This window comes from Bifidobacterium thermophilum, assembly GCF_037482445.1.
Classification (GTDB): domain Bacteria; phylum Actinomycetota; class Actinomycetes; order Actinomycetales; family Bifidobacteriaceae; genus Bifidobacterium; species Bifidobacterium thermophilum_B.
In genome coordinates this window covers 23,741-50,639 of record NZ_JBBHLY010000002.1, presented here as the reverse complement: position 1 = coordinate 50,639, position 26,899 = coordinate 23,741, and the positions used below count along the sequence as shown (strand labels likewise).

The window sequence follows — 26,899 nt, the reverse complement described above, 5'->3', positions numbered from 1 at the left end:
CCGGAGTATCTGTCCGTGGTGTGATTCGGCGGTCGCATGGCGGGCGGATATCCCTTGTCTGGGCTATGGTCCGGCGACTATCTGCCTGTAGTGTGACTGGGCGGTCGCATGGCAGACGGATGACTTGGATATTGGTCGGGTTTCCGCCGGTATCTGCTCGCGGTGTGATTGGGGTGTCGCATGGCGGGCGGGTTGTCTGGATTCGGGCTTGTTGTGCCGGGGGAGGGGGTATCCGCCTGCAATGCGACTTGGTGATCGCACGGCGGGCTGATACCTCGGGCTCGGGGTGTTTCCTCCGGGGTATCTGCCTGCGGTGTGATTGGGGTGTCGCATGGCGGGCTGATAGTTTGGGTGCCTGCTAGGTTTCGGTTGGTATCTGCCTGCGGTGCGATTGGGTGGTCACATGGTGGGCGGATATCCCCTGTCTGGGCTATGGCCCGGCTGCTATCTGCTCGCGGTGCGACTGGGGTGTCGCACGGTGGAAGGGTTGTCTGGGTTCTGGCTGGTTGTGCCGGGGGAGGGGGTATCCGCCTGCAATGCGACTTGGTGATCGCACGGCGGGCTGATACCTCGGGCTCGGGGTGTTTCCTCCGGGGTATCTGCCTGCGGTGCGATTGGGTGGTCACATGGTGGGCGGATATCCCCTGTCTGGGCTATGGCCCGGCTGCTATCTGCTCGCGGTGCGACTGGGGTGTCGCACGGTGGAAGGGTTGTCTGGGTTCTGGCTGGTTGTGCCGGGGCTATCCGCCTGCGGTGTGACCGCAGAGTCGCACGGTGGGCGGATACGCCGGCCCGGGATCGGCTCAGCGCAGCACGGCCCACCGTCATCTCAGCATGTGACAGCGGACCGGGATTTTCCCGCGCAAGGTTTTCGCCCGTTGCTACCATGTGAGGGTATGAGCGACAATACGATGCGAATCATTGACCTGCGCGGAAAGCGCCTCACCCGTGCCGAGATGCTGGCGGCGATGCCACGTGCCGAGATGGGCACGAAGGAAGCCACCGATCTGGTGCGCCCGATCCTCGATGATGTCCGCGACCGTGGTGCTGCGGCCCTTCGCGATTTCGAGGAGAAGTTCGACCACGTGCGCCCCGAGCATCTGCGTGTGCCGGTGGAGGCCATGAAGCAGGCGCTCGACGAGCTCGACCCCGAGGTGCGCGCCGCCATCGAGGAATCCGTCCGCCGCAGCCGTGCGGTATCCGCATCCCAGGTGCCGCAGGACTTCCACACCGATCTGGCGCCCGGCGCCCGTGTCGCGGAACGCTGGATCCCCATCCAGCGTGTCGGCCTGTACGTGCCCGGCGGCAAGGCCGTGTACCCGAGCTCGGTCATCATGAACGTGGTTCCCGCCCAGACAGCCGGCGTCGAATCGCTTGCCATCGCCACCCCGCCGAGCAAGGCGACCGCCGACGGCCTGCCTGACAAGACGATTCTCGCCACTTGCGCGATCCTCGGCGTCGACGAGGTCTACGCGGTCGGCGGCGCCCAGGCCATCGCCATGTTTGCCTACGGCGCCAAGGGCTCCGAACCGCAGGACGGCGAGGTCCTGTGCGAGCCGGTCGACAAGATTACCGGCCCGGGCAATATCTTCGTCGCCACCGCCAAGAGCATGGTTTCCGGCATCGTCGGCATCGACGCGGTCGCAGGCCCCACCGAAATCGCCATCATCGCCGACAAGGACGCGAACCCCAGCTGGGTCGCCGCCGATCTGATCGGCCAGGCCGAGCACGACGAGCTTGCCGGCTCCGTCCTCATCACCGATTCCGAGGACTTCGCCAAGCAGGTGCAGGCCAGCCTCGACCAGCGCGTGCCCCGCACCGAGCACGCCGAGCGCGTCGCCACCTCCCTGACCGGCCGCCAGTCCGGCATCATCCTGACCGACAATCTCGACCAGTCCATCGACGCCGCCAACGCGTACGCCGCGGAACACCTGGAAATCCAGACCGCCGACCCGAATGCCGTCGTACCGCGCATCAAGAACGCGGGCGCGATCTTCCGCGGCCCGTACTCTCCGGTCCCGCTGGGCGACTACATGTCCGGCTCGAACCACGTGCTGCCGACCTCCGGTACCGCGCGCTTCGCATCGGGCCTCGGCGTGCACACCTTCATGAAGCCGGTCGAAGTCATCGAATACGACGAGGAAGGTCTGAAGGCGCTCGCAGCCCGTATCAACACCTTCGCTGTTTCCGAGGATTTGCCCGCACATGGTGAGAGCGTGCTGAGCCGCTTCATCGCCGATCCGTACGACAAGGCGACCATCAAGCAGCAGGAAGAGCAGGCAGGACTGCGATGAGCGAGAATACCATCCCCTCCAGCCTCCCGTTGCGCAACGACCTGATCGGCGAGGAGCCTTACGGCGCCCCTCAGCTCGACGTGCCGGTGTGCCTCAACGTCAACGAGAACCCGTACCCGCCGAACCCGGACGTCATCGACACCATCGTCGAACGTGTCCGCGATATCGCCCCCACGCTCAACCGCTACCCGGACCGAGAGCACATCAGGCTGCGCCAGGCGTTCAGCGACTACCTCGCCAAGGAGTCCGGCGCGCGCCTTGATATCAGCCAGCTGTGGGGCGCGAACGGCTCGAATGAGATCATGCTCCAGCTCTTCCAGGCTTTCGGCGGGCCGGGACGCACCGCACTGAGCTGCGACCCCACGTATTCGATGTACCCCGAGTACGCGCGCGACACGTTCACCGGCTGGAAGGTCGTCCATCGCAACGCCGACTTCACGCTTGACGTGGACCGCACCATCGAGGCGATCAACGAGATCAAGCCGTCCATGGTGCTGCTCACCAGCCCGAACAACCCGACCGGCACGCCGCTGCCGCTCGAGGACACCGAACGGCTGCTCGCCGCCTGCGAACAGGCGGATGTCGCCGGTGCAGCGCCAGGAGTGCACCCGATCCTCGTGATCGACGAAGCCTATGTGGAATTCCGCAATCCGGGCACCCCGAGCGCGGTCACCCTCGTCAACAAGCATGAGAACCTCGCGGTCAGCCGTACCATGAGCAAGGCCTTCGCGTACGCGGGCGCCCGCGTCGGCTATCTTGCCGCCTCGAAGGGCATCATCGACAGCGTGCGTATCGTGCGCATGCCGTATCACCTGTCCGCCGTGACCCAGGCCGTCGCCCTTGCCGCATTCGAACACACCGACGAGCAGCTCAGCCGTGTCGCCCATCTGCGCGAGGTGCGCAACCAGACCGCTGCATGGCTCAAACGCCAGACCTACAAGGGCGCACCGCTTCAAGTCGCGGATTCCGAATCGAATTTCCTGCTGTTCGGCGGGCATTTCGACAACCGCGAGCGGATCTTCCAGGAACTGCTTGACCGCGGTATTCTCATCCGCGTGGTCGGCCCGGATGGGTGGCTGCGCGTGTGCATGGGCACCGACGACGAGATGGCCCGCTTCTGCGAGGCGCTTTCCGAAGTGCTGCGCATCGTGGAAGCTGAATAATCCCGGACCGCCATCGGGTGAGTCCCGGCACGGGCGCCGACCCGGCCGACATATCAATCCGGCCCGCACACCCGGGCCGGAACTGAGGAGGAAACATGGCACGTACAGCCCACATCGTGCGCAAGACCAGCGAGTCGACGATCGACCTGTCGTTGAACCTTGACGGCACAGGAAAAACCGAAATCGACACGTCGGTGCCCTTCTATAACCACATGATGACCGCCCTCGGCAAGCATTCGCTCATCGACCTGAACATCAAGGCGAGCGGCGATACCGACATCGACGTGCACCACACCGTCGAGGACACCGCCATCGTCTTCGGCGAGGCCCTGCGCCAGGCGCTCGGCGACAAGCGCGGCATCCGACGTTTCGCCGACGCGACCGTCCCGCTCGACGAGGCGCTCGCCAAAGCGGTCATCGACATTTCCGGCCGCCCGTACGTGGTGTGCTCCGGCGAGCCGGAAGGCTTCGAATACTGCCTGATCGGCGGGCATTTCACCGGCTCGCTTGTCCGTCACGTGATGGAATCAATCGCGCTGCACGCCGGCATCTGCCTGCATTTGCAGCTGCTCGCCGGCCGTGACCCGCATCATATCGCGGAAGCCGAATTCAAGGCGGTCGCCCGCGCCCTGCGGTTCGCCATCGAACCCGATCCGCGCGTCGACGGCATCCCCAGCACCAAGGGAGCCCTGTGATGGCCGATGACACCAGGAAGCCGGGCGATCCGGGCGATCCGGACGGCACTCCGCCTTCGGATGACGGCGAACCCAGCGGCGACGGCCTGCATTTCAACGATGCCGAGCTCGAAGCGGCCATGGCCGATTTCGAACGCGAATTCGAGCAGGACACCGCCGGCGACCAAGCCGGCCGCGATCATCCCGCCGACCTATCCGATACACAGGCCACGGGCCAGCAGACCGCATCCAATGCCGCCGGCGGTCCCGACATGCCAGACGACCCCGACATGCCAGACAATCCCGCCGGTTCCGCCGTCTTCGACATCTCCGATATCGAAGACCCCGACGCGGCAGCCCCAGGCGACAGTCCATCCGCCATCGAAACCAGTTTCGACGACGAGCTGCAAGGACTCCTCGGCAACAAGGCCAAAGTCGCCGCCATCATCACGCGACTGACCTCGGCCGAACTGCTCGCCGCGTTCTGCCAGCTCAGCGACATCAGCGCCATCTGCCTGGACGACCCCCAGGGCGCGGTCGCCGTCCTGCGCAACCTCGACGGCGACGGGCCGGAAGCCGCAGCCAAGGACCTGACCACCGTGGTCTCCGGCATGCCCGCGGTACTGGTCGTCAACCGCGCCGACAAGCTCGAGGCGACCATGTACCTGCAAGGCGAGACGCGGGACAGCTTCGCCCCACCGATCCTGTTCTCCGCCGCGGCGCCGTTCGTCGAGGACCTCATGCTCGGCATCGCCCCGCTTAGCGCCATCCTGGAGGACACCAAGAGCTTCGACTCCGACAACCTCGACCGCGACCAGGCGCTCGCCATCCTCGCGCGACACACCAGATTCGGGCGCGGCAACTCGTCCATCGCCTGACCGGACCGCCGGAAGGGCGAAACAATCGCAGGGTAGCGTAGGAACGCCTGCACACGCCGGCACAACATACGGGCCGCGCGCACGCCGCAACGCGCGCGACAGCAAAGGAAAGGACAACGATGACATCGGTAGTGGTCTTCGACTACGGTTTCGGCAACGTGCGCTCCATGGTGCGCGCGCTCGCCAATCTCGGCCTGGACGTGACGCTCACGTCGGACCACCGTCAGGCCATCGAGGCCGACGGCCTGGTCGTGCCCGGCGTCGGCGCGTTCGGGGCATGCGTGGACAGCCTGCGCGAGGTCGGCGGGGACCGGGTGGTTCTCGACCGTCTGCGCTCCGGACGCCCCGTGCTCGGCGTGTGCGTCGGCGAACAGATCATGTTCGAGCACGGCAACGAGCACGGCGAACCATCCGACGGCCTGGGCCTGATTCGCGGCGACGTGGACCTGCTGGACGCGGACGTGGTCCCGCACATGGGCTGGGACACCGTCGAAGCGCCCCAGGATTCCGTACTGCTGCAAGGCGTGGGCGATGAGCGCTTCTATTTCGTGCACTCCTATGCGGCCATGGACGCGCAGCCCGCGGACCTGTCCGCCGAGCAGATCGACTTCGGCGGAGCGGAACAGAAAGTGACGTGGTGCACGTACGGGCGCAGCCGTTTCGTCGCCGCCTACGAGCGCGGCCCCCTGTCCGCCACGCAGTTCCACCCGGAGAAATCCGCGGAGGCGGGCGCCCGGCTGCTGCGCAACTGGGTCGCGACCTTCTAACATTCCCCGCCCATCCGCGGCGGTGTCGCATCGCGGACGGGCGGATACGCGCACCACAACCGATAGCCGGCCGGGCGGCCGGCCCCGACGGCGGGCACACCCCGCAGAAACGAGAACACCATGACCCTCACCCTTCTTCCGGCAGTAGACGTGCGCAACGGCAAGGCGGTCCGCCTGCGCCAAGGCGAATCCGGTTCCGAAACCGACTACGGCAGCCCGCTCGAGGCCGCCCGCACCTGGGTGGAATCCGGCGCGCAATGGATCCACCTGGTCGACCTCGACGCCGCGTTCGGCACCGGCGACAACCGCGACCAGCTGGGCGCCATCGTCAAGGAGCTGGGCGACAAGGTCAACATCGAGCTCAGCGGCGGCGTACGCGACGACGACAGCCTCGACGCCGCGCTCCAGGCGGGCGCCGCACGCGTGAACATCGGCACCGCCGCGCTCGAGAACCCCGAATGGACCGCCTCGGTCATCAGGAAGTACGGCGACCGCGTCGCCGTCGGCCTCGACGTGCGCGGACACACGCTCGCCGCCCGCGGCTGGGTCAAGGAAGGCGGCGACCTGTTCGAGACCATGACATTCCTTGACTCCGTCGGCTGCTCGCGCTACGTCGTCACCGACGTCGCCCGCGACGGCATGATGAGCGGGCCGAACCTCACGCTGCTGCGCGAGGTAGCCGAACGCACCGATGCCCACGTCACCGCCTCCGGCGGCATCAGCAGCCTCGACGACCTGCGTGCCATCAAGGAACTCGCCCCGCTCGGCGTGGACGCGGCGATTCTGGGCAAGTCCCTGTACGCACGCGCCTTCACCCTTGAGGAAGCGCTCGACGTCACCCGGTGATCGCCTCCAGCGGTGACCCCTGCCGGCAGCCGACACGATACCCACGTAACGCCGCCCGCATCGCGGATGCCGCAACCTGCGAAATCCGCGGTACAACCGGCGAAAAACCACGCAAACCGAGGGATGCGCACGGCAATGTCGCATCCGTGTAGCATGTCCGTAATATTTCGATGGGACGATGAGACCTATGGATAAACAGCAAGAGTTCGCCCTGCGCACAGTGGAAGAACGAGACGTGCGCTTCATCCGCCTATGGTTCACGGATGTACTGGGAACACTGAAATCAGTGGCCATCGCCCCCGCCGAACTCGAAGCGGCGTTCGAAGAGGGGCTCGGCTTCGACGGCTCCTCGATCGAAGGCATGACCCGTGTCTCCGAAGACGACATGATCGTCAAACCGGACCCGTCCACCTTCCAGATCCTGCCATGGCGCGGCGGCCCGCAAGGCACCGCCCGCATGTTCTGCGACATCCTCACCCCGGACGGCGAGCCGTCCCTCGGCGACCCGCGCCACGTGCTCAAGCAGGCGCTCGCCAAGGCCAAGGAGAAGGGCTTCACCTTCTACGTGCACCCGGAGATCGAGTTCTACCTGTTCGAGAACCAGGAAGACTGGTCCAAGGCCCCCACGCCCATCGACGAAGGCGGGTACTTCGACCACGTGCCGCGCAGCCCGGGGATGGACTTCCGTCGTGCGACCGTCAACATGCTCGAGCAGATGGGCATCTCCGTCGAATACTCGCATCATGAGGCCGGCCCCGGCCAGAACGAGATCGACCTGCGATACGCTGACGCGCTGACCACCGCGGACAACATCATGACCTTCCGCACGGTGGTCAAGGAGATCTCCCTCGAACGCGGCATCCACGCGAGCTTCATGCCCAAGCCGCTCGCCGACCAGCCGGGTTCCGGCATGCACACGCACCTGAGCCTGTTCGAAGGCGATTCCAATGCCTTCTACGAGGCTGGCCAGGAGTTCAACATGTCGCTGATCGCCCGCCAGTTCGCCGCCGGCATCCTCTACCATGCGGCGGAAATCTGCGCGGTCACCGACCAGTACGTCAACTCGTACAAGCGTCTGTGGGGCGGCGCCGAGGCGCCGAGCTACATCTGCTGGGGCCACAACAACCGGTCCGCGCTGCTGCGCATCCCGCAGTACAAGCCGGGCAAGGGCAATTCCGCGCGTATGGAGTTCCGCGCGCTCGATCCGGCCGTGAACCCGTATCTCGCGTTCTCCGTGCTGCTGGCCGCAGGCCTTGACGGCATCGAGCAGCAGATGACCCTGGGCGAGCCGACCAGCGACGACGTGTGGGAGCTTACCGACGCCGAACGCAAGGCGATGGGCATCCAGCCGTTGCCCGAATCGCTGGACGAGGCGCTCAAGATCATGGAGAAGTCCGATTTCGTGGCCGGTGTCTTGGGTGAGCACGCCTTCGAGTACTTCCTGCGCAACAAGCACCGGGAGTGGGAGGAGTATCGCCGTCAGGTGACGCCGTACGAGCTCGGCAAGTATCTGCAGCGTCTGTGATTCTTCGGGCTGTTGAGTACCCACCGTGCCCCGTTGCGACTCGATCGCAGCGGGGCACGGCCCATGTTGCTGCCTTTGGGCTTTACGGCGGTTCGTGCCGATGGTGTCTCTGGCGGCTCCGGTGGTTCCTGCGGTTCGATGGCATCAGCGGGATGGGGAGCGCAACCGGTGCGGGCGGAGCGGCAGGATCGTCACACGATTGACACGCTGAAAGAGGATTCAGGCACGCCCGGTGGTTCACTAGGGTGGGCGGCAAACAGCCGCACGGAAGGAGCCTCGGGATATGATTGACGATACCGATACGCGCGAACACCATCCGAAGAACACGCCTACCCACACCAGGTTCTTCACGCCGGCGGTCGTCACCTTGGTCGCGTTGAGCTTCATGCTGGGGCTCAGCGAGTTCATCATGGTCGGTATTCTCCCGCAGATCGCGCGCGGACTGCGCGTGAGCGAAGTCACCGTGGGCAACCTCGTCTCCCTGTTCGCGGTCGCCTACGCCCCGGCCACGCCGATCGGCTCGGCGCTGTCCGCACGCTTCCCGCGTTTCGCCACGCATATGACATTGGTTGCGGTGTTCCTCGCCGGCAATATCCTGTGCATGGTCGCGTCGAACTATCCGGTGCTGCTCGTGGCACGCATCATGATCGCCCTCGTGGCCGGTACCACAGTCGCCGTGTCCATGACGTATGCGCCGGACGTATCCAGCGCTGCGAATCGCACACGGTTCATCGCCTGGGTGTTCTCCGGCTTTTCAATCGCCTCGGTCGTCGGCGTGCCTGTGGGCACGTGGGTCGCGGAGACCTTCGGATGGCGTGCGGCATTCGTGCTGATCGTCGCCCTGACTGTCATCCTCATGATGGCGATGGTCGCGGTACTGCCGCGCAACAGCCATCCGATGACCATCGGTTTTCTGCCGCAATTCCGCCTGTTCGCCGACCGCCGCATCCGTCTGGGCGTGTTCGCGGTGCTGTTCGGTGCGGCTGCCAGCTACGTGTTCTACACGTATCTCACGCCGATCATGCGTGACGATATCGGGATTCCACAACGGTTCGTCAGTATCGGACTCATGGTGTTCGGCGCCGCATGCCTGTGCAGCAACCTGTACAGCGGGCGGCTTGCCAACCGGGGGACCGGCGTGGCGCCGATGGCGCGGATGCGTCCGGTCTACCTCATCCATGCAGTGCTGCTGTGCCTGCTGGCGTTCGCCGGGCTCCTGCCGGTCGCCGGGGCATTGCTGCTCATCATGCTCGGCCTGTTCATGTACCTGCAGAACTCCTCGTCCCAGGTGCTGTACATGGATGTTGCGGCGCAGGCGCATCCGGGATCCATGAACCTTGCGGCGTCACTGAACTCCATGTCGTTCAATATCGGCATCGCGCTCGGATCAGCGGTGGGAGGCGTCGTCAACGACCATCTTGGATTGGCATGGCTGGGGCCGTTCGGCGCCGTCTTCGCGCTGCTCGCCGCCCTGAGCGTCAGCGGATTGCACCCGTCCCAAGCCGAGCTCGGCAAGTGAGCCCAGGACTTGCGGTAGCTTACAATGGCAGAGATGATGGAAGACCAGCATGATGATGACAGGCACGGCATGACGGGCTCCAAGCACGACGGACGGCAGGAACGTGGCCGCCACAACGACAGCAAGGCAGTCCAGGGCGGCAGGACAGTGAAATCAGGGAAGACGGCGTCTGTCAAAGCCGGCAACAAGTCCGATAAACCAGCCAAATCGGGCCAACCAGGCAAGTCAGGCAAACCGGGGACACCGGCGTCCACAGCAGCACCTGCCGCAGGAAACGCAGCAGGCAAGCCACGGCGTGCCGCCGCGCAGCAACGAGCGGTATCGCAACGCGGTACCACGCGCAAGACATCCGGAACGTCCTCGCAAACACCTTCCAAGAAGTCCGCGAAGGCCTCAGCCAAGGCTGCTTCGCCGCGCAAGACCGCAACCCGGCGCGGACCGGCCTGGAAACGGTGGATACGCGCACGCCAATCGCAATACCGCACCGCATGGAAGAACGCAAAACCCGGCAAACGCTGCCTGATAGCGCTGGAAACCATCATGGCGATCATCTGCGCCATGGCGCTGGTCATGGGACTTGTCCGGGTCATCCAATGGCGCGCCGAAATCGCCGTCGCCGAATACCGGCAGAACCGGACCGCCGAACAATACGGGTTCAACCCGGGCAACATCATCTCCGACGGTCAGTTCTTCAACGGCAACGCCATGAGCCAAGCCGAAATCCAGGCGTTCCTCGACAAGCAAGGCGCCTCCTGCACCGGCAGCCAATGCCTGCGCGTCATGACCTTCGACAGCGAAAACGAGCCAGCCGGCAGCGAATGCGAAGTCTACCAAGGCGCGCAAGGCGAAACCGCCGCGGCGATCATCAGCAAATCAGCCAAAGCCTGCGGCGTCAGCCCGAAAGTCCTGCTCACCGTGCTGCAAAAGGAACAGCACCTGGTCACCGCGACCAGTACGACCGCCTTCCAGTTCAAGGCGGCGATGGGCCTGAGCTGCCCTGACGACAACAGCTGCGACCCGCAGTACGCCGGATTCTTCCGGCAGGTGTACGGTGCGGCAAAACGCTACAAGTACTACCTGCAGCACGAGGACACCTACGGATACCACGCCGGGAAGATGAACTACATCCAATACAGTCCCGACGCAAGCTGCGGCGGCAGCCAGGTGTACATCGAGAACAAGGCGACCGCGCTGCTGTACATCTACACGCCCTACCAGCCGAACACGGCCGCGCTCGCCGCCGGGGCGGGGGAGGGCGACTCCTGCTCAGCCTACGGCAACCGCAACTTCTCGATCATCTACACCGGCTGGTTCGGCAACCCGCGCTCGTAGTGGAAGGCGGATGTCGGCGGCACGGGTTGCCGGGCTGTCACACGGACAGAGTGTGAGGGTCGGCTCACACGGCGGCTCCCGGGGGAGTCGCCATCGACCGGTTCGTAGCGTTTCGTAGCGTTCTGGCCGTCGTTGTGTGAGGGTTGGCTCACATGGTGGTGCCTTGGGGAACCGAGGCGGTCGGTTCGCAACTCTCTACCTGTCATCGTGTGAGGATCGGCTCACACGATGGTGGGTGGAATGGGCTAAATCGGGGATCCGTGGGTGCCGGACAGTCTTTGTGTGAGGTTTGACTCACACAACAGCGGTCACGACTGTCCCCTAAGAATGATTTGGCCTGCCCGATGGCTGTAGTGTGAGCCGATCCTCACACGGTTGGGTGTGAACCCGTCCGCGGCCGATGGCCGATTGAGACGCGTCAGACACCTCGAGTGTCCCGCCTATGCGAGCGCCTTGCGGATCCGCTGGATACTCACCGGTTTGGCCGTGCCCAGTTCCTGCGCCCACAGGGACACATAGAACTCTTCGAGCATCCACCGCGCTTCGGTCGCCTTGCCCAGCAGCAGCTCATGGCGCGGTCCGGCCGGCTCCGCCTTGGCGCGTTCCATGGCCTTGTCCACGAGCTCGCGCGCCTCATCGGCCTGCCACGCCCAGCGCACGTCCCGGTTCTTGTCGGTTTTCGCTTTGGCCAGACGCATCAGATCAGCGTGCAGATACCGTTCGATATTCGGCAGGGCATCGGGGGGAGCGGCCCCGATGAACCCGGGGAACACGAGCGTGGCGATATGCTCACGCACCGATTGCAGCACCGAGAGCATCGGCAGGTCGGCCTTGCCGGACACCGCCTTGTCCACTTCGGCGTACCGTTTGAGGATCGCGATTACGTCATGCGCGACCGCGTACACGGTATCCTCAAACACTTCCGAGACCCCGCTGACCGCCTGGGCGAGCGCCTCATCGTCCGGCAGCCTGTCCACGCGCGGCAGCAGGCGCTTGACGGCGGCGAGCTGTAGGTCTTCGACCAGATCTGCGGTGGAACGGTAGGGTGCGCTCGCCAGCATGAGTGCCTCGGCACCCAGCCATCTGGAGGAGATGCGCTCCGATGGCAGACGCAGGCTGTCCAATGCGCCGGCCCACAGGATGTCGGCGCGCGGTTTGGTGGTGGCTCCCGCCTTGTGCAGCAGGTTCGCCTGCTGCACGATCTTGCCTTGCGCTTCGGCCGCTTTCGCCTGCCGTTGCACGACTTTGCGCGCGGATGCGGCGGCGAGCTGAGCGAACTGCCGTTGCAGCCCGACCAAGGATTTGCCGGTACCAAGCACTTTGACTGTCGGCCGCCCGCCATGCCCATGCCCGTTGCCGTGCCGATGCTGGGATTTTGCTTGCGGCAGCGGCTGTTCGATGCTGAAGGTCATCCGCAGATAGGGCGCGAGTTTGCTGATCTGCTCGTCGGTGTAGACCTCCGGATGGATTTGCGCGCCGACGGTCGAGATCGCGGCTGCGGTGAACGCGTGGACAATATCCGGCCACACGTTCGCACCGGCTCCCTGTGAGTTTTCTTGCAGATCACCATCAGGCAGGTTCGGCTTCCCCATCTCCCCGGATCCGGGCAAATCCGGATATCGTTCGTCAATCGCCTCGCGGATCGCTTTGGCCGTGTCGGGGGCCGGAACGAACTGGACGCGCAACGCTTTGGGCAGGGATTTGATCATGCCGAGCAGCAGCTCGTCGAGCAGGCCTGGCACGTTCCATGTGAACTGTTCAGGTGTCAACCGTGACAGTTCTTTGATGGGAATGTGCACGGTCACGCCGTCGTCCGGGGCGCCCGGCTCGTACTTGTAGCTCAGCCGCAGGTCGATCGGCGTGCCGTCGGTGCCGAGCGTATGCCAGTATTCCGGGTAGTCGTCCATGCTGACGCTGCCGGATTGCTGGAGCCGCTCGACATTCGCCGGGTCGAAATCCAGCAGGTGCGGCTGCTGGTCATGCTCGACTTTCCACCATTTCGCCAGATCGGCGACACTCGTGATATCCGTAGGAATGACGGCATTGTAGAAGTCGAACAGGTCCTCGTCGCTGACCGTGTCGGCGACTTGCCGGGTGCGGTCCGCATCCTGCGCGGCTTCCTCGAGGATGTCACGGTTGCGCTCGATGAAGCCGTCATACGGGAAGCGCTGCTGGATATCGCCTTCGACCAGGCCTTGCCGCAGCAGGAAATCACGCGCTTCGGGCGGGTTGATGCGCCCCCACTGTACGGGGCGGTCCTGCACGATCGGCAGGCCGTACAGCAGGACTTTCGATTGCGCGACCGCCGACCCGCGCGAGCCGGACCAGTGCGGTTCCGCATAGGTGACACGGGTGAGCGAGCCGGCCAGCGGTTCCGCCCATGCCGGGTCGATCGCGGCGGAATACCGCGCCCATAGGCGGGAGGTTTCCACCAGTTCCGTGCTCATCACCCACGGGGGAGTGGTTTTCGCGACCGCGGACGCGGGGAACAGCGCGAATCGTGTGCCGCGGGCGCCCTGATAGTCGTTTTTCGCGGTTTTCTGCGCGCGTTTCATTGCCCGTGCTTTGGCCGCCCCCTTGAGTCCGGCGAAATCCGAGGCTTTCGGCTCGCGCACCACCTGCATGCCCATCATGGACAGCAGGCCGGCGAGCATCGACTGGTGGATGCCTTGCGCGTCCCACGTGCAGCACATGGAGTGCGCCGCCTGCTGGTTCATCGGCAGATTGCGGATGTCAAGCCCCGGCCGGGAGATCGGCTGCGGTTCGCCTACACGGAATTTCAGTTCGCGGCACATCTGGGACAGCTGGGCGACCAGGTCTTTCCACTGCCGCATGCGAAGGAAGCTGAAATACTCGGCCTTGCAGATGCGACGCAACGTGTTGTTGCCCGGCTCGCCGTCCACTTGGAACACGCGGTCCCAAATATTGAGCGCGGTGAGGAAATCACTGGTCGGGTCGGCATACCGATTGTGGATCCGGTCGGCTTCCTCGCGTTTGTCCTCGGGGCGTTCCCGCGGGTCTTGCAAGCTGAGGAACGCGACGACGACCAGCACGGCGGCCAGCGTGTTCGGCGTGGTGTGGGTGGCGGCTTCGATGACCATGCGCCCGAGTCTGATGTCGATCGGGATGTGGGACAGTTGCCGGCCTATCTTGGTCAGTCTGACTTCACCATGTTTATGACTGACCGCCTTGAGTTCAGTCAACTCGTTGAATCCGTCGGACACGGAACGCACATCCGGCGGGTCGATGAACCCGAAATGCGTGATGTCGTCGACCGTGTGCGCCACACCGACCGACAGCATGTGCAGCACCACCGCGCCCAGCGACGTACGCAGAATCTCAGGCTCCGTGAAGCGAGGCCGCGTCTGATAATCCTCGTTCGAATACAGACGGATCGCGATGCCATCGGCCACACGCCCGCACCGGCCGGAACGCTGGTCGGCGCTCGCCTGCGAAATCGGCTCGATCGGCAGGCGCTGCACCTTCGCCGTTTTCGAATAGCGTGAGATACGCGCGGTACCGGGGTCGACGACATAGCGGATTCCCGGCACGGTCAGCGATGTCTCCGCCACATTCGTAGCGATGACGATGCGTTGGTGGGTGTGCGGTTCGAACACCTTGTGCTGTTCCTTGGCGGACAGCCTGGCGAACAGCGGCATGATCTCGATGGCGTCGGGGCGGCGCATATCCGCGGTCCGCGGACCGAAATGATGGTGCAGGGCGTTTTCGAAATCATGGATGTCCCGCTCGCCGGACGCGAAGACGAGGATGTCCCGCGGCCCGTGCTCATGGCTGGAACGGATGACCAGTTCGGCGCAGGCGCGTGCAACCGCGGTAGGCACGTCGGTCTGGTCGTCGTCGCTGTTCGCGCTGTTGCCGACGCCTGAGTTGCCGTCGCGAGCGTCGCCCCCGCCGAGCACGGGATTGCGCGGATTGGCGAAACCGGGCACATGGTTCATGAGCGCCGGCAGCGAGCCCAAGGGCTCGTAGACGATCTGCACGGGGTAGGTGCGTCCGGAGACCTCGATGACCGGCACCTTGGTGTGCAACGCGTGCTCGAAATGGTCGCGGAACTTCTCCGAATCGATGGTCGCCGAAGTGATCACGAGCTTCAGATCGCGGCGTTTGGGCAGCAGCGCGGTCAGATAGCCGAGCAGGAAGTCGATGTTGAGGCTGCGTTCATGAGCCTCGTCGATCACGATGGTGTCGTAGCGGCTGAGCTGCGGGTCGCGCTGGATCTGTGCGAGCAAGATGCCGTCGGTGACCACGCGCAGCCTGGTATTGGGGGAGCTTTCGTCGGTGAACCGCACCTGGTAGCCGATTTCACTGCCAAGTTTCACGCCCATCTCCAGTGCGATGCGTTCAGCGACCGTGCGCGCGGCGAGACGGCGTGGCTGCGTGTGCACGATCTGGTGGCCATGCGTGCCACGTCCCATTTCCAGCAGCATCTTCGGGATCTGCGTGGTTTTGCCGGAACCCGTCTGCCCGGAGACGATGACGACCTGCGAGTGTCTCACCGCCTCGATGATCTCGTCGTGGGCCGCGGAAATCGGCAGTTCTTGGGGGTATGTGAATTTCATGCCTGACGCAGCACCTCGATGACGCGATACCCCTTGGAACTCGCGTATTTGCTTACCGAATACCCGTCGCCGAGCGCCTGGGCGAGCCAGGGGATGAGCGAGTCGGAGCCGAGGTTCTTCTGCACCACCAGATATGCGGCACCGCCGTCGTTCAATCGCGGCAACCATGCCATGAGCAGCGTGTGCAACGCCTCTTTGCCGATGCGGATCGGCGGGTTGGACCAGATCACGTCGAAAGCCAGATCGGCCGGCACGGCGTCCGGCGTGACGGCGTGCACATGTTCCAGACCGTTGGCTTTCGCGTTCTCGCCGGTCAGGTCCACGGCGCGTTCGTTGATGTCCACCGCCCAGACGTCAAGTTCCGGCGATTCGAAGCCGAGCGCCAGGGCGATCGGCCCCCATCCGCACCCCAGGTCAAGCCCGGTGCCATGCTCCGGCGGCATGGGCGCATGACGCAGCAGCACGGACGTGCCCAGGTCGACACGATTGCCCGAGAACACGCCGTTGGACGTCTGCACGGTGGCCTCATAGCCGCGCAACGTCACCTGACGCTCGCGCCTGACATCCGCGGACTGGGGATTCGCGGCGAAATACTGTTCGTTGCCTGCACTCTGCTCGGCTGTGCTTTGCTTGTCTGTATCCTGCTCGGCTGTGCTCTGCTCGGCCGTGCCATGCGTGTTGTTCCCGCGCCGGGCATCGCGATTCTTGGTGCCGTGATGTGCCTTCGATACTGCCATATCCCTTGTGTTCTTTCCTGCAAACGTCCGTTGGCCGTGCCGTCCCGCCCCGCCTGTCGCTGACGGCGGAACCGGCTTGGTGTTGTCGTCCAACAAGTTGATAATAAAGACAATAGTTGATACTAGGAAGATACCGCCGGTCGTGCCGTCGATTCGGCGATGCGAGAAGAAGGAACCGCCATCACCACGACAGCTTTCGCACGTATGGACGACGCTGAGGACACCAGGGGAAACCAGGACGATGTGACGGGCGTGGCATCGCAGCAGATGCGGCGCCCGGAGCTCCGGCGCAAGGCGCATATGGCATCCGCTCCGGACAACGATGCGAGTGCCTCCGGCCAATCCTCCCGCATACAAGGCGAGGATGTGCTTGCGGAACATTCCGAGGTCTTGCTTGACGATGCCGCCGCACACTCTATCGCCCATGAGGACCAGGAATGGCGAGAGCGCGAGGCCCGCAACGAGCTCAAACGCGTCGCCGGTCTCGGCGAATTGCAGGATGTCACCGAAGTCGAATACCGCAAGGTGCGTCTCGAACGCGTGGTGCTCGTCGGCGTGTGGTCGAGCGCGAAAACCACCCAGGCGCAAGCCGAGGAATCGTTGCGAGAGCTCGCCGCGCTCGCCGAAACCGCCGGCGCCCAGGTCTGTGATGGCTTGTTGCAGCATCGTCTGCGCCCTGATTCGGCCACCTACGTGGGCTCCGGCAAGGCCAAGGAGATCGCCGGCGTCGTCGCCCGAGACGAGGCCGATACCATCATCGTCGATGACGACCTGCCGCCGAGCCAGCGGCGAGCCTTGGAGGATGCGACAAAGGTCAAGGTCGTTGATCGCACCGCCGTGATTCTGGACATTTTCGCCCAGCATGCGACCAGCCGCGAAGGCAAGGCGCAGGTCGAGCTCGCCCAATTGCAGTACATGTTGCCGCGACTGCGCGGCTGGGGCGGGTCGCTGTCCCGTCAGGCGGGCGGTCGCGCGGCCGGCGCCGACGCGGGTATCGGCTCGCGCGGCCCCGGCGAGACGAAAATCGAAATGGACCGTCGCGTCATCCGCAACCGGATTGCCAAATTACGCAAACAGATTGCTCACATGGCCCCCGCGCGCGATGTCAAACGCGGGTCGAGGCGTCGTTTCGGTCTGCCCACGGTCGCCGTGGTCGGGTATACCAACGCCGGCAAATCGTCATTGACCAACCGGCTGACCGGTTCGCGCGAGCTGGTGGAGAACGCGCTGTTCGCCACGCTCGACACCGCGGTGCGGCGTGCGAGCGCGAAGGACGGCCGTCAATACGCCTACGTGGACACCGTCGGATTCGTACGCCGGCTGCCCACGCAACTGGTCGAAGCGTTCAAATCCACGCTCGAGGAAGTCGCCGACGCCGATGTCATCGTGCACGTGGTCGACGCTTCGCACCCGGACCCGTTCGCCCAGATCGACGCGGTCAATGCCATTCTCGCCGATATCAACGGCACCGAAAGCATCCCGCGCATCCTGGTGTTCAATAAGATCGACCGCGCCGACCAGGCCACCCGCGACCGGCTTGCGGCGCTCGCTCCTGACGCCCACTTGGTGTCCGCGTACACCGGCGAAGGTATTGACACGCTGCGGGAGGCGGTCGAAGTGCTCCTGCCGGTACCGGACGTGCATGTCAGCGCATTGCTGCCGTACACCGCCGGGTCTCTCGTGTCGAAGATCCGCGAATACGGCCAGATGGATTCCATCGAATACCGCAATGACGGCGTGATGGTCGAGGCGCAGGTGGACAGCCAGCTGGCAGCGCAGATCGTCGATGCCGCCATCGATGAATAATCGATGAATACCCTTCGAAGGGCCGGCGAATGAGCGTAGAACGGCACAAGGCTTGTCCGCCCGATGTTGTGAACGCTCTCAATTTTCTTGTCGTACCGGTTCGCCGACAAGGCGTTTCCGTGCCGGAAACGTCACGGAGAACCACTAGAGTGGAAGCGTTACTGAATGAAACCCGTCACAATCGGGTCATTGCCAAGGAGAAGTAGCAAATGGTGAATTCAGCTGTAAAGCCCACGAAGCTCGCTATCATCGGTGCCGGCGCTGTCGGCTCAACGCTTGCCTTCGCGGCCGCCCAGCGTGGCGTTGCACGCGAAATCGTTCTCGAGGACATCGCCAAGGAGCGTGTCGAGGCCGAGGTGCTCGACATGCAGCACGGCTCCAGCTTCTATCCGACCGTCTCCATCGACGGTTCCGACGACGTGGAGATCTGCCGTGACGCCGATATGGTCGTCATCACCGCGGGCGCCCGCCAGAAGCCGGGCCAGTCCCGTCTGGACCTCGCCGGCGCGACCATCAACATCATGAAGTCCATCATCCCGAACGTGGTGAAGGTCGCCCCGAACGCCATCTACATGCTCATCACGAACCCGGTGGATGTCGTCACCCACGTGTCCATGAAGCTGTCCGGCCTGCCGGCGAACCAGATGTTCGGCTCCGGCACCAACCTTGATTCCGCGCGTCTGCGCTTCCTGATCGCCCAGCAGACCGGCGTGAACGTGAAGAACGTGCACGCGTACATCGCCGGCGAGCACGGTGACTCCGAAGTCCCGCTGTGGGCTTCCGCCACCATCGGCGGCGTCCCGATGTGCGATTGGCAGCCGCTGCCGGGCCGTGAGCCGCTCGACGCCGCCAAGCGCGAGGAGATCCACCAGGAAGTCAAGAACGCCGCCTACAAGATCATCCAGGGCAAGGGTGCGACCAACTACGCGATCGCCATGTCCGGCGTGGACATCATCGAGGCCGTGCTGCGCGACACCAACCGCATCCTGCCGGTGTCCTCCATGCTCACCGACTTCCACGGTATCTCCGACGTGTGCATGTCCGTGCCGACCCTGCTGAACCGTCACGGCGTGAACTCCCGCATCAACACCCCGCTGTCCGACCATGAGCTCCAGGAGCTCAAGAAGTCCGCGGAGACGCTGCGCGAGACCGCTGCGAAGTTCGGCTTCTGATACCCACTCGAGCGGTACGCCGTTATGACGGGCTTGCCGTCGTGACGATATACCGGGTACACTCGAAACGACAAGGAAACCCCGGCTCCATGCCGGGGTTTCGTCGTATCTACACGGATGAGAATGGTAATGAGAAGCGGTTTCGGCAATGTGCAGGCGGTGAGGCTCCAGGTCTTCGCGCTGTTGCATGGGCCTGTCCGCGGCATGCCAAGGAGGGTATGCGATGACGCACGGTGAAGGAACGTCCTTCCAAGCGGGAAGCAGCCGGGAGCACCAGCGACGATTGACGATGTCACTGGCATTGACGTCGACGGTGTTTGTTGCCGAAGTGATCAGCGCGGCGGTGACCGGATCGCTGGCATTGCTCGTGGATGCAGGTCATATGCTCACCGATCTGTCGGTGCTGGTCGCCTCGGCGGTGACAGCGATGCTGATGCGCCGCAAACCCAGCAACACCAGGACCTGGGGGTGGGCGCGGCTGGAAGTGATCACCGCAGCCCTCGGCGCGCTCATCCTGCTGTTCGTCGGCATCTACGCGCTGGTCGAGGCGGGGATGCGCCTGTTCGGTGGGACGGATGATGGCGTGCGAAGCGTCGGCCTGCTGCTGTTCATGGGTATGCTCGGTCTGGCGGCGAATATCGGCTCGATCGTCATCCTTCACGGGAACAGCGAAGACAACATGAATATGCGGGCGGCCTTCCTTGAGGTGGTCAATGACGCTTTGGGGTCGGTCGCGGTCATTGTCTCCGCGATCGTGCTGCAATGCACGGGGTGGGGCGGTTTCGACGCCATCGCCGGCGGCATTATCGCGCTGATGATGATCCCGCGCGCGGCGATGCTGCTGCGTAAGGCCGTGCGCGTGCTCCTCGAGGAGACGCCTGAGGGGTTGGATCTCGATGAGGTGCGCTCGCATATGGAGCGTGTGCCGCATGTCGTGGCTGTGCATGACCTGCATGCGAGCACCGTGTCGACCGGTATGCCGGTGCTCATGGCGCATGTGGTGGTCGATCCGGGGCTGTCCATGGCTCAGGGGGCCGAGATTCTCGCGCAGTTGCAGAGCTGCCTGCGTGAGCATTTCCCAGTGTCGGTTCCTCACACCACGTTCCAGTTGGAGCCGGCCGGCTGCGAGGCGGTGCGTACGGAACACCTGCACGATACCGCTGATGGCGCTTCGGCCGATTCGTCGGATTCGCGGCGGGATGCGGGCGATGATGCCGGTGCTGCGGGTGCGGGTGGCTTGTGACTGCCGGGGGCGCACGCCGGTGAGTCAGCCGACTGAGACCGGCTGGCGGGGTTGGTATCTGTCTGTTGTGTGACTGCTGGGGCGCACGTCAGTGGGTTAGCCGTTCCGAGCTGGTCGGCGGGGTTGGTATCTGTCTGTTGTGTGATTACAGGGTCGCATGCCGGCCAGTTGGCAGTTTGGGATCGGCTGGTGGGGTTGGTATCTGTCTGTTGTGTGACTGCTGGGGCACATACCGGTGAGTTAGCCTCTTGAGACCAGCTGTTGGGGTGGATATCTGCCTGGCATGTGATTGCTGGGTTGCACGCCGAGGAGGTAGGAGCCGCAGATTGTGATGACGGCGTGGATATCTGTCTGCGGTGCGACTGTTGGGTTGCATACCGGCAAGGGAGGACGTGTCGGGTCGGCGTGCCGGATATCCATATGGCGGCGATTCAAGTGCGGGGTCGCATGCCGGCCGAGCGGCCGGAACGGCGTCGGATATGTGCCGATGCGCCGGCCTAGATCTTGCGCAGCACGGTGACGACTTTGCCCATGATCTGCGCGTGGGTGCCGTCGATGGGTGAGTATGCCGGGTTGTGGGGGATAAGCCACACATGCCCCTGCTCCTTGCGGAAAGTCTTCACGGTGGCCTCGTCGTCGAGCAGCGCGGCGACGATATCGCCGTTTTCCGCCGTCTGCTGCTCGCGGATGACAACGAAGTCGCCGTCGCAGATGGCTGCATCGACCATGGAGTCGCCGTGGACTTCAAGCATGAACAGATTGCCTGTGCCGGTGAGCCGTTCGGGCAGACGCATGACATCCTCGATGTGCTGCCGTGCGGTGATCGGGGTGCCTGCGGCAATCCTGCCGACAAGCGGCACGTCGTGCGATTCCACAATGGATGCCTTGCCAATGGATGCCTCGTCGATGGGTGCCTCGTCGCGCGTCTGCCCGTGCGCGGGGAAGGGGAGGATGTCCGCCGTATGCGTTGTAGGGGAGGGAGTCGCCGGAACATCGGGTTGTTTGTCGTCGACGAGCTCGATGGCACGACCCTTTTTCGCGCCGATGCGGATATAGCCGCGGTCGGCGAGGACCTGCAGCTGGTGCTTGACGGATGACGGGCTTTTGAGCCCTACAAGGTCGCCGATTTCGCGGAATGAGGGGGCATAGCCATGGTTGGCCACATGTGAGCGGATGGCATCCAGCACCTGGCGCTGACGGGCGGAAAGCACGGGGGGTTGCCCGTCTTGCGTGCCGTCATGGCGCGGCGTGAATGTGATAGTGCCCACAATGGTTCCTTTCGTTCTGTTGTAAGCATAACCGCCCGGCGGGGAAAAATCAAACATCTGTTCGACACACCCTTGTGTTCGTCGCCGAACTGTGGCATACTTAGAACATCTGTTCGACAGAACACATGTTCGAACGGTGGTTGTACTGACGGAGACAGTGAAAGGCGGAGACTATGAAAGGCGGGAATCATGATTGAATCTCGTAGATATGTCAGGTATGGTGCCGCCGCTCAGGGCGGCTCGGTTTCGAGACCTGCCGGTGCCTTCGCCGGGGCGTGTCGCCGGCGCGGGGGCGCGGCCTCCCGACGTGCAAGACAATCCGTGGATCGGGCACGGGAGACTAGGGAGGCTACGCCGGCGATGGCGATGGAGGGTATGCCTGCGTATCTGTCCAAGGCGTTGGTCGCGGCGTTGCTTGCCTTCGCCATGGTATTCGGCTGGAGCATGCTCACGTCCAGGACCGCTGAATCGGCGACACCGCGGCATACGGTGACCTACAGCGTGCAGCCGGGGGATACCCTGTGGGGTTATGCCGAGCGGGTGACTCCTGCCGGCGGGGACGTCAGGCAAACCGTAGACGAGATCGTCGAGCTCAACGGCCTACAGTCCACGAGTCTGGTCCCGGGACAATCCATCGTGGTTCCCATCGCCAGGTAGCTGCCTTGTGCGTACAAGGAGGTTGGCGGTGGCAGTGTACACATCTGCACGTTGACGGCAGCCGACCCGTGGACAAGTGGAGGTTGGGGCTGCCGGCTATTGTGGATAGCATGCATTGCCCGTATTGCCAGAATCCTGAAACCAAGGTGGTTGATACCCGTATCAACGAGGACGGCCACTCCATCAAACGACGCCGCGAATGCCTCAAGTGCGGACGGCGCTTCACCACCGTGGAAACCACGATGCTGCTGGTGCAGAAACGATCCGGCAATGTGGAGCCTTTCGATCGCAACAAGGTGGTCAACGGCGTGCGCAAGGCATGCCAAGGCCGTCCGATCGATGAAGACCAGTTGAAGACACTCGGTCAACGTGTGGAGGAGGACTTGCGTTCCCGCGGGCTGGCGACCGTCAAGTCGGAAGAAGTGGGCAAGGCGATTCTCAGGCCGTTGCGCGATCTCGACGAAGTCGCCTACATGCGGTTCGCAAGCGTCTATCAGAATTTCGAGAACCTTCAGGATTTCCAGCATGCCATCGACGAACTCAACGCCAGCAAGGCCAAGGAGTTCAACGGCGTCCACTGACACCGGCGGCGGGCATCGATATGCTGCGAACAGCATCGATACGCTGCGAACCGAAAAGGGGGCTGGTCCGACCGTGTGGTCGGACCAGCCCCCTTTCTATACCGGAACCGTCGCCGGACAATCAGTCGCCGGCCAGCACCCGCATACGGATGGTGCCTTCGATATGGCTCAGCGCATCAATGGTCGCCTGGTCGGGCTTGCCTGACACGTCGGTGACCACGTATCCCAACTCGCCTTCCGTACCCAGTGACTGCGCGGAGATATTGATATTCTCCTCGCCCAGGATATGGTTCATCTTGCCCAGCACGCCGGGCAGGTTGGCGTGAAGATGCGCGATACGAACGTTTCCGCGGTTCGCCCCCAGCGTCAGCTGCGGGAAATTCACGGACAGCATCGTCGAGCCCTTGTACCAGTAGTCTTCCAGACGCTGCGACACGAAATGGCCGATCGATTCCTGCGCTTCAAGTGTCGAACCGCCGATATGCGGCGTGAGGATCATATTGTCCTCATCCGCCAGCGGGGTGGCGAACGGGTCGCCGCTCTTCTTCGGCTCGGTGGGGAACACGTCCACCGCGGCACCTGACAAGTGCCCCGAATCCAAATGGCATTTCAGCGCGTCCAGGTCGGCGACGAACCCACGCGACAGGTTGATGAAGATCGCGCCCTGCTTCATGTGCGAGAACTGCTCCTCACCGAAGAAGCCGGTATTCGACTTGCGGCCGTCCACGTGCAGCGTCACCGCATCGGCCTGTTCGAGCAGATCATTGAGACTTGCCATGCGCTTGGCGTTGCCCATGGCGAGCTTCTCCTCAAGATCGTAGAACAGCACGCGCATGCCCATCGCCTCGGCGAGCACCGACAGCTGGGAACCGATATTGCCGTAGCCGATGATGCCGAGCGTCTTGCCGCGCACCTCGTGCGACCCGCTGGCGGACTTGTCCCACACGCCATGCTTCATATAGTGCGTATGGGCGGGGATGCGGCGCATCAGGCAGATGATGTCGCAGATCACCAGTTCGACCACCGACCGCGTGTTCGAATACGGGGCGTTGAACACGGCGATGCCGCGCTTGCCCGCATACTCGAGATCCACCTGGTTGGTGCCGATGCAGAAGCAGCCGACGGCGGTGAGGTTCGGCCGCGCGTCGATGACCTTGCGCGTCACGCTCGTCTTGGATCGGATGCCAAGCACGTCGACGCCGTCGAGGGCGTCGATGAGCTCATCCTCGCTCAGGGCTCCCTTGAGCGTCTCCACCTCGAAACCGTGGTCCCGCAGCGATTGCGCCGCGAACGGATGAATATTCTCTAATAACAATGCTTTGGGCATACTACTACCTTAAATCATCAGCTGACGTTCGTCATCATCTGTCCGCACTATAAGCAGGCGCTGCGTCGGCCGTGTCATCGCGACATACAGGTCGGCGGCGGCGACCAGGCGCGCCGGGGCGGTCTGCTCGATCTGACCCGGCTGGACGACGATGACCGCATCGAATTCAAGCCCTTTGACCTCTTCGGTCGTACACACCATGATCTGGCGGTCCCATGCGCTCTGCTCGCTGAGCCGGGTGAAGCGGTCCGCGGACAGCCCGCTGCGCAGCCTGTCGGCCACGGTCCGGCGCAATGCGGCGACATGCGGTGCCGCCGCGATGACGGCGATACGGCCGGTACCGTCATCGCCGACGTACTCTCGGGCGAGCGCGAGGGTCTCGTCGGCGACCCGCGCGTCGAGACTGGCCTCGTCGGCGACGTGGATGCGGTGCACGGAATCGTCGACACGGCGGACCGCCTTGACCGTGGAGACATACAGGCCTTCGTGCTCGGCGAAGCGCGAGGCGAGGTCGGATACCTCCTGCGGATTGCGGTAGTCGATGGTCAGCTCGTTGAGGTCCCAGTGGTCGGGGCCGAACAGCCGGTCCATGGTCTTCGCCCACGAGCGGGTGCCGCCGAGCGCCGAGGTCTGTGCGACGTCGCCGACGATGGTGAAGGAGCGTGACGGGCATCGCCGGATGAGCATCCGCCAGTCCATCGCGGTCAGTTCCTGCGCCTCGTCGACGACGATATGCCCGTAGGTCCATTCGCGGTCCGCCGCGGCATGCTGGGCGATGAGCTCGTCACCGCCGCCGTTGATGTTGTCCAGGAGCATCTGCGAGGTCACGATACCCGAGCCGATGCCGGCCTGGGCGAGCGTGTCCTTGGCGAACTGCTCCTCCTCGGCCCGTTTGGCGTCCTTCGCGGCCTGCCGTGCGGCGAGTTTGGGATCAGGGCCGAGCAGTTCCAGCGCCTCGTCGAGCAGGGGGATGTCGGAACGGGTCAGCGGGGAGCCTTTCGGACGGGTCAGCGTGGTGATGTCACTGTCGCTGAGCCATGGGGCGAACCGCTTCAGCTGCTGCGGCTTGGCGAACAGCTGGTCGATCAGCCATTCGCCGGTCATGGGCAGCCAGGCCTTGTTCAGGGTGATACGCACCTGGTCGTTCATGCGCAGCTGGGAGACGACATCGTAGAGTTCCGCCTGGTTCGGTTGGTAGTCCAGCTGCTCGACATACCGGTCGCGCAACGCGGTGAGCATCTCGCGCACGAACGTCTCGCGCGCCTTGTTGTGCGGCTGGCGGGTGCGCTTGGCGTTGGCGATCGCCTGGTCGAAGTCGACGCGCAGCATCGGCACGTTGAACCCGTTGAGCGAGATGACCGGCAGGTGCGAAGGGATGCGTTCCCTGGCGGTGACGGCGTTCTCGATGACATGACGCATCCGGTAGTCGCCTTTGAGCATGGCGGCGCGCGGGTCGTCCTCATGCGAGGCGACGATGCCGGGGATGAGGTCGGCGATGGTTCTGCTGACCACGCCGGTCTCGCCGAGGGAGGGGAGCACCTGGTCGATGTAATGCAGGAACCCGGTGCTGGGGCCGATGACCAGGACGCCCGAGTTGGCGAGTCGGCGGCGATGCGTGTACAGCAGGTAGGCCGCGCGGTGGAGCGCGACGGCGGTCTTGCCGGTTCCCGGCCCGCCCTGGACGATGACCACCCGGTCGAGTGGAGCGCGGATGATGCGGTCCTGCTCGGCCTGGATGGTGGCGACGATGTCGGTCATCTTGCCGGTGCGCTTCGAGTTGAGGGATGCGAGCAGCGCCCCTTCGCCGGTGAGCGTGCCGGCGTCCTGCGCTTTGCCGACCTGGTCGGAGTGGACGTCGAGCACCTCGTCCTCGATGCCGGTGACCTCCCTGAAATGCAGGGTGATATGGCGGCGCATGACGATATCGCCATGGCGTGAGGGGGTCGCCTCATAGAACGGACGCGCCGCCTCGGCCCTCCAGTCGGTGAGGATCGGCTCATGGTCCGCACTGGACAGGCCGATGCGGCCGATGTAGCGGCGTTTGCCATGGACGTCGTCGAGCCGGCCGAATACGAGCCGGTCCTCGACGGCGCGCAGCTGCATGAGGCGGTCCTCATACATGGTCGCGAAGGAATCGCGCTCGGTGCGCTGCGTCGGCGAACCATGCGACCCGGCGGCGCGCACGGCCGCGAGGCGTTCCCTCGCCTGGTCGCGCAGCGAATCCAGCCGGTCATACGCTCGTGTCACTGCAAGTTGTTCCTCGTGAAGCTGGGAGGAGTAAGTCGTCATGCTGTTCCGTTTCCGATGTCGGGTGCTGCGATTCAGGCATTCCAGTGTACCGCGGGGCGGCTACCTCCGCCGGAGGCGACCGGGGTGGAGGCGATGCGGGCCGGCGCCAGGCAAGGCGACCGCCATGCGGTACGTCCGCGTCTCCGATGCCGGACGGCATCCGGATGCCACAGCCACTCTGGCGCGTCGACTAGGGCATATTCACCATTTTCACTTCGAAAGAACAGCGAATCGTAGGCAT

18 protein-coding genes and 2 pseudogenes are annotated in these 26,899 nt (G+C 64.1%); 14 read left to right on the top strand and 6 right to left on the bottom strand.

Annotation, left to right across the window (positions count from 1 at the left end; all coding sequences use genetic code 11):
- Positions 1-896: 896 nt before the first annotated feature.
- From hisD to WD012_RS01990, 9 genes are all read left to right on the top strand, one after another.
- A complete protein-coding gene (hisD, locus tag WD012_RS02030) occupies positions 897-2,294 on the top strand; it encodes a histidinol dehydrogenase (RefSeq protein ID WP_339562130.1) in 1,398 nt (465 codons plus the stop codon).
- Entirely contained in the window at positions 2,291-3,457 is a 1,167-nt protein-coding gene (locus WD012_RS02025) for a histidinol-phosphate transaminase (protein WP_339562129.1), read from the top strand. The genes hisD and WD012_RS02025 overlap by 4 nt, the downstream gene beginning before the upstream one ends.
- Before the next feature lie 95 nt (positions 3,458-3,552).
- Positions 3,553-4,152, top strand: coding sequence for an imidazoleglycerol-phosphate dehydratase HisB (gene hisB, locus WD012_RS02020; RefSeq protein WP_339562128.1), 600 nt, complete (start codon positions 3,553-3,555; stop codon positions 4,150-4,152).
- Positions 4,152-5,009 (top strand): hypothetical protein, encoded by an 858-nt coding sequence (locus WD012_RS02015; protein WP_422614334.1) that lies wholly within the window; start codon positions 4,152-4,154, stop codon positions 5,007-5,009. Before hisB ends, WD012_RS02015 begins: the two co-directional genes overlap by 1 nt.
- Before the next feature lie 119 nt (positions 5,010-5,128).
- Positions 5,129-5,776: an imidazole glycerol phosphate synthase subunit HisH gene (hisH, locus tag WD012_RS02010; protein WP_339562127.1), complete on the top strand. Its 648-nt coding sequence runs from the start codon at positions 5,129-5,131 to the stop codon at positions 5,774-5,776.
- A 120-nt stretch (positions 5,777-5,896) separates the two neighbouring features.
- Positions 5,897-6,622 (top strand): bifunctional 1-(5-phosphoribosyl)-5-((5-phosphoribosylamino)methylideneamino)imidazole-4-carboxamide isomerase/phosphoribosylanthranilate isomerase PriA, encoded by a 726-nt coding sequence (gene priA, locus WD012_RS02005; protein ID WP_339562126.1) that lies wholly within the window; start codon positions 5,897-5,899, stop codon positions 6,620-6,622.
- Between the two features lie 187 nt (positions 6,623-6,809).
- A complete protein-coding gene (glnA, locus tag WD012_RS02000) occupies positions 6,810-8,147 on the top strand; it encodes a type I glutamate--ammonia ligase (protein WP_339562125.1) in 1,338 nt (445 codons plus the stop codon).
- Between the two features lie 283 nt (positions 8,148-8,430).
- On the top strand, positions 8,431-9,666 hold the full coding sequence (locus WD012_RS01995; protein WP_422614333.1) for an MFS transporter: 1,236 nt from the start codon (positions 8,431-8,433) through the stop codon (positions 9,664-9,666).
- A gap of 456 nt (positions 9,667-10,122) precedes the next feature.
- On the top strand, positions 10,123-10,998 hold the full coding sequence (locus WD012_RS01990; RefSeq protein ID WP_339562264.1) for a hemagglutinin: 876 nt from the start codon (positions 10,123-10,125) through the stop codon (positions 10,996-10,998).
- Between the two features lie 440 nt (positions 10,999-11,438).
- Here WD012_RS01990 and WD012_RS01985 read toward each other — a convergent pair.
- The 3 genes and pseudogenes from WD012_RS01985 to WD012_RS01980 form a co-directional block, all read right to left on the bottom strand.
- A pseudogene (locus WD012_RS01985) lies at positions 11,439-14,858 on the bottom strand (DUF3418 domain-containing protein); the annotation flags it as partial.
- Between the two features lie 68 nt (positions 14,859-14,926).
- Positions 14,927-15,578: pseudogene (locus WD012_RS08460) on the bottom strand (DEAD/DEAH box helicase); the annotation flags it as partial.
- On the bottom strand, positions 15,575-16,315 hold the full coding sequence (locus tag WD012_RS01980; RefSeq protein WP_339562123.1) for a class I SAM-dependent methyltransferase: 741 nt from the start codon (positions 16,313-16,315) through the stop codon (positions 15,575-15,577). The pseudogene WD012_RS08460 and the gene WD012_RS01980, both read right to left, overlap by 4 nt.
- 300 nt (positions 16,316-16,615) lie before the next feature.
- On the opposite strand from WD012_RS01980, the gene hflX reads away from it, so the two are divergent.
- From hflX to WD012_RS01965, 3 genes are all read left to right on the top strand, one after another.
- Complete coding sequence (gene hflX / locus WD012_RS01975; RefSeq protein ID WP_339562263.1) at positions 16,616-18,121, top strand: GTPase HflX; 1,506 nt, start codon at positions 16,616-16,618, stop codon at positions 18,119-18,121.
- Between the two features lie 209 nt (positions 18,122-18,330).
- Complete coding sequence (locus WD012_RS01970; protein WP_339562122.1) at positions 18,331-19,293, top strand: L-lactate dehydrogenase; 963 nt, start codon at positions 18,331-18,333, stop codon at positions 19,291-19,293.
- A 223-nt stretch (positions 19,294-19,516) separates the two neighbouring features.
- Positions 19,517-20,536, top strand: a complete 1,020-nt coding sequence (locus WD012_RS01965; protein WP_339562121.1) for a cation diffusion facilitator family transporter — start codon at positions 19,517-19,519, stop codon at positions 20,534-20,536.
- A 497-nt stretch (positions 20,537-21,033) separates the two neighbouring features.
- Here WD012_RS01965 and lexA read toward each other — a convergent pair whose 3' ends face one another.
- Complete coding sequence (lexA, locus tag WD012_RS01960; protein ID WP_339562120.1) at positions 21,034-21,804, bottom strand: transcriptional repressor LexA; 771 nt, start codon at positions 21,802-21,804, stop codon at positions 21,034-21,036.
- 375 nt (positions 21,805-22,179) lie between these two features.
- Between lexA and WD012_RS01955 the strand changes: the two genes are divergently transcribed.
- Positions 22,180-22,461, top strand: coding sequence for a LysM peptidoglycan-binding domain-containing protein (locus WD012_RS01955; protein ID WP_339562119.1), 282 nt, complete (start codon positions 22,180-22,182; stop codon positions 22,459-22,461).
- A gap of 110 nt (positions 22,462-22,571) precedes the next feature.
- The gene (gene nrdR, locus WD012_RS01950) at positions 22,572-23,042 is read left to right on the top strand and encodes a transcriptional regulator NrdR (RefSeq protein WP_339562262.1); all 471 of its coding nucleotides are present in this window, start codon (positions 22,572-22,574) and stop codon (positions 23,040-23,042) included.
- A gap of 121 nt (positions 23,043-23,163) precedes the next feature.
- On the opposite strand, the gene serA is transcribed toward nrdR, so the two are convergent.
- Both serA and WD012_RS01940 read right to left on the bottom strand, forming a co-directional pair.
- Positions 23,164-24,369: a phosphoglycerate dehydrogenase gene (gene serA, locus WD012_RS01945; RefSeq protein ID WP_339562118.1), complete on the bottom strand. Its 1,206-nt coding sequence runs from the start codon at positions 24,367-24,369 to the stop codon at positions 23,164-23,166.
- A 9-nt stretch (positions 24,370-24,378) separates the two neighbouring features.
- Positions 24,379-26,658, bottom strand: coding sequence for a HelD family protein (locus tag WD012_RS01940; RefSeq protein ID WP_339562117.1), 2,280 nt, complete (start codon positions 26,656-26,658; stop codon positions 24,379-24,381).
- Positions 26,659-26,899 lie beyond the last annotated feature (241 nt).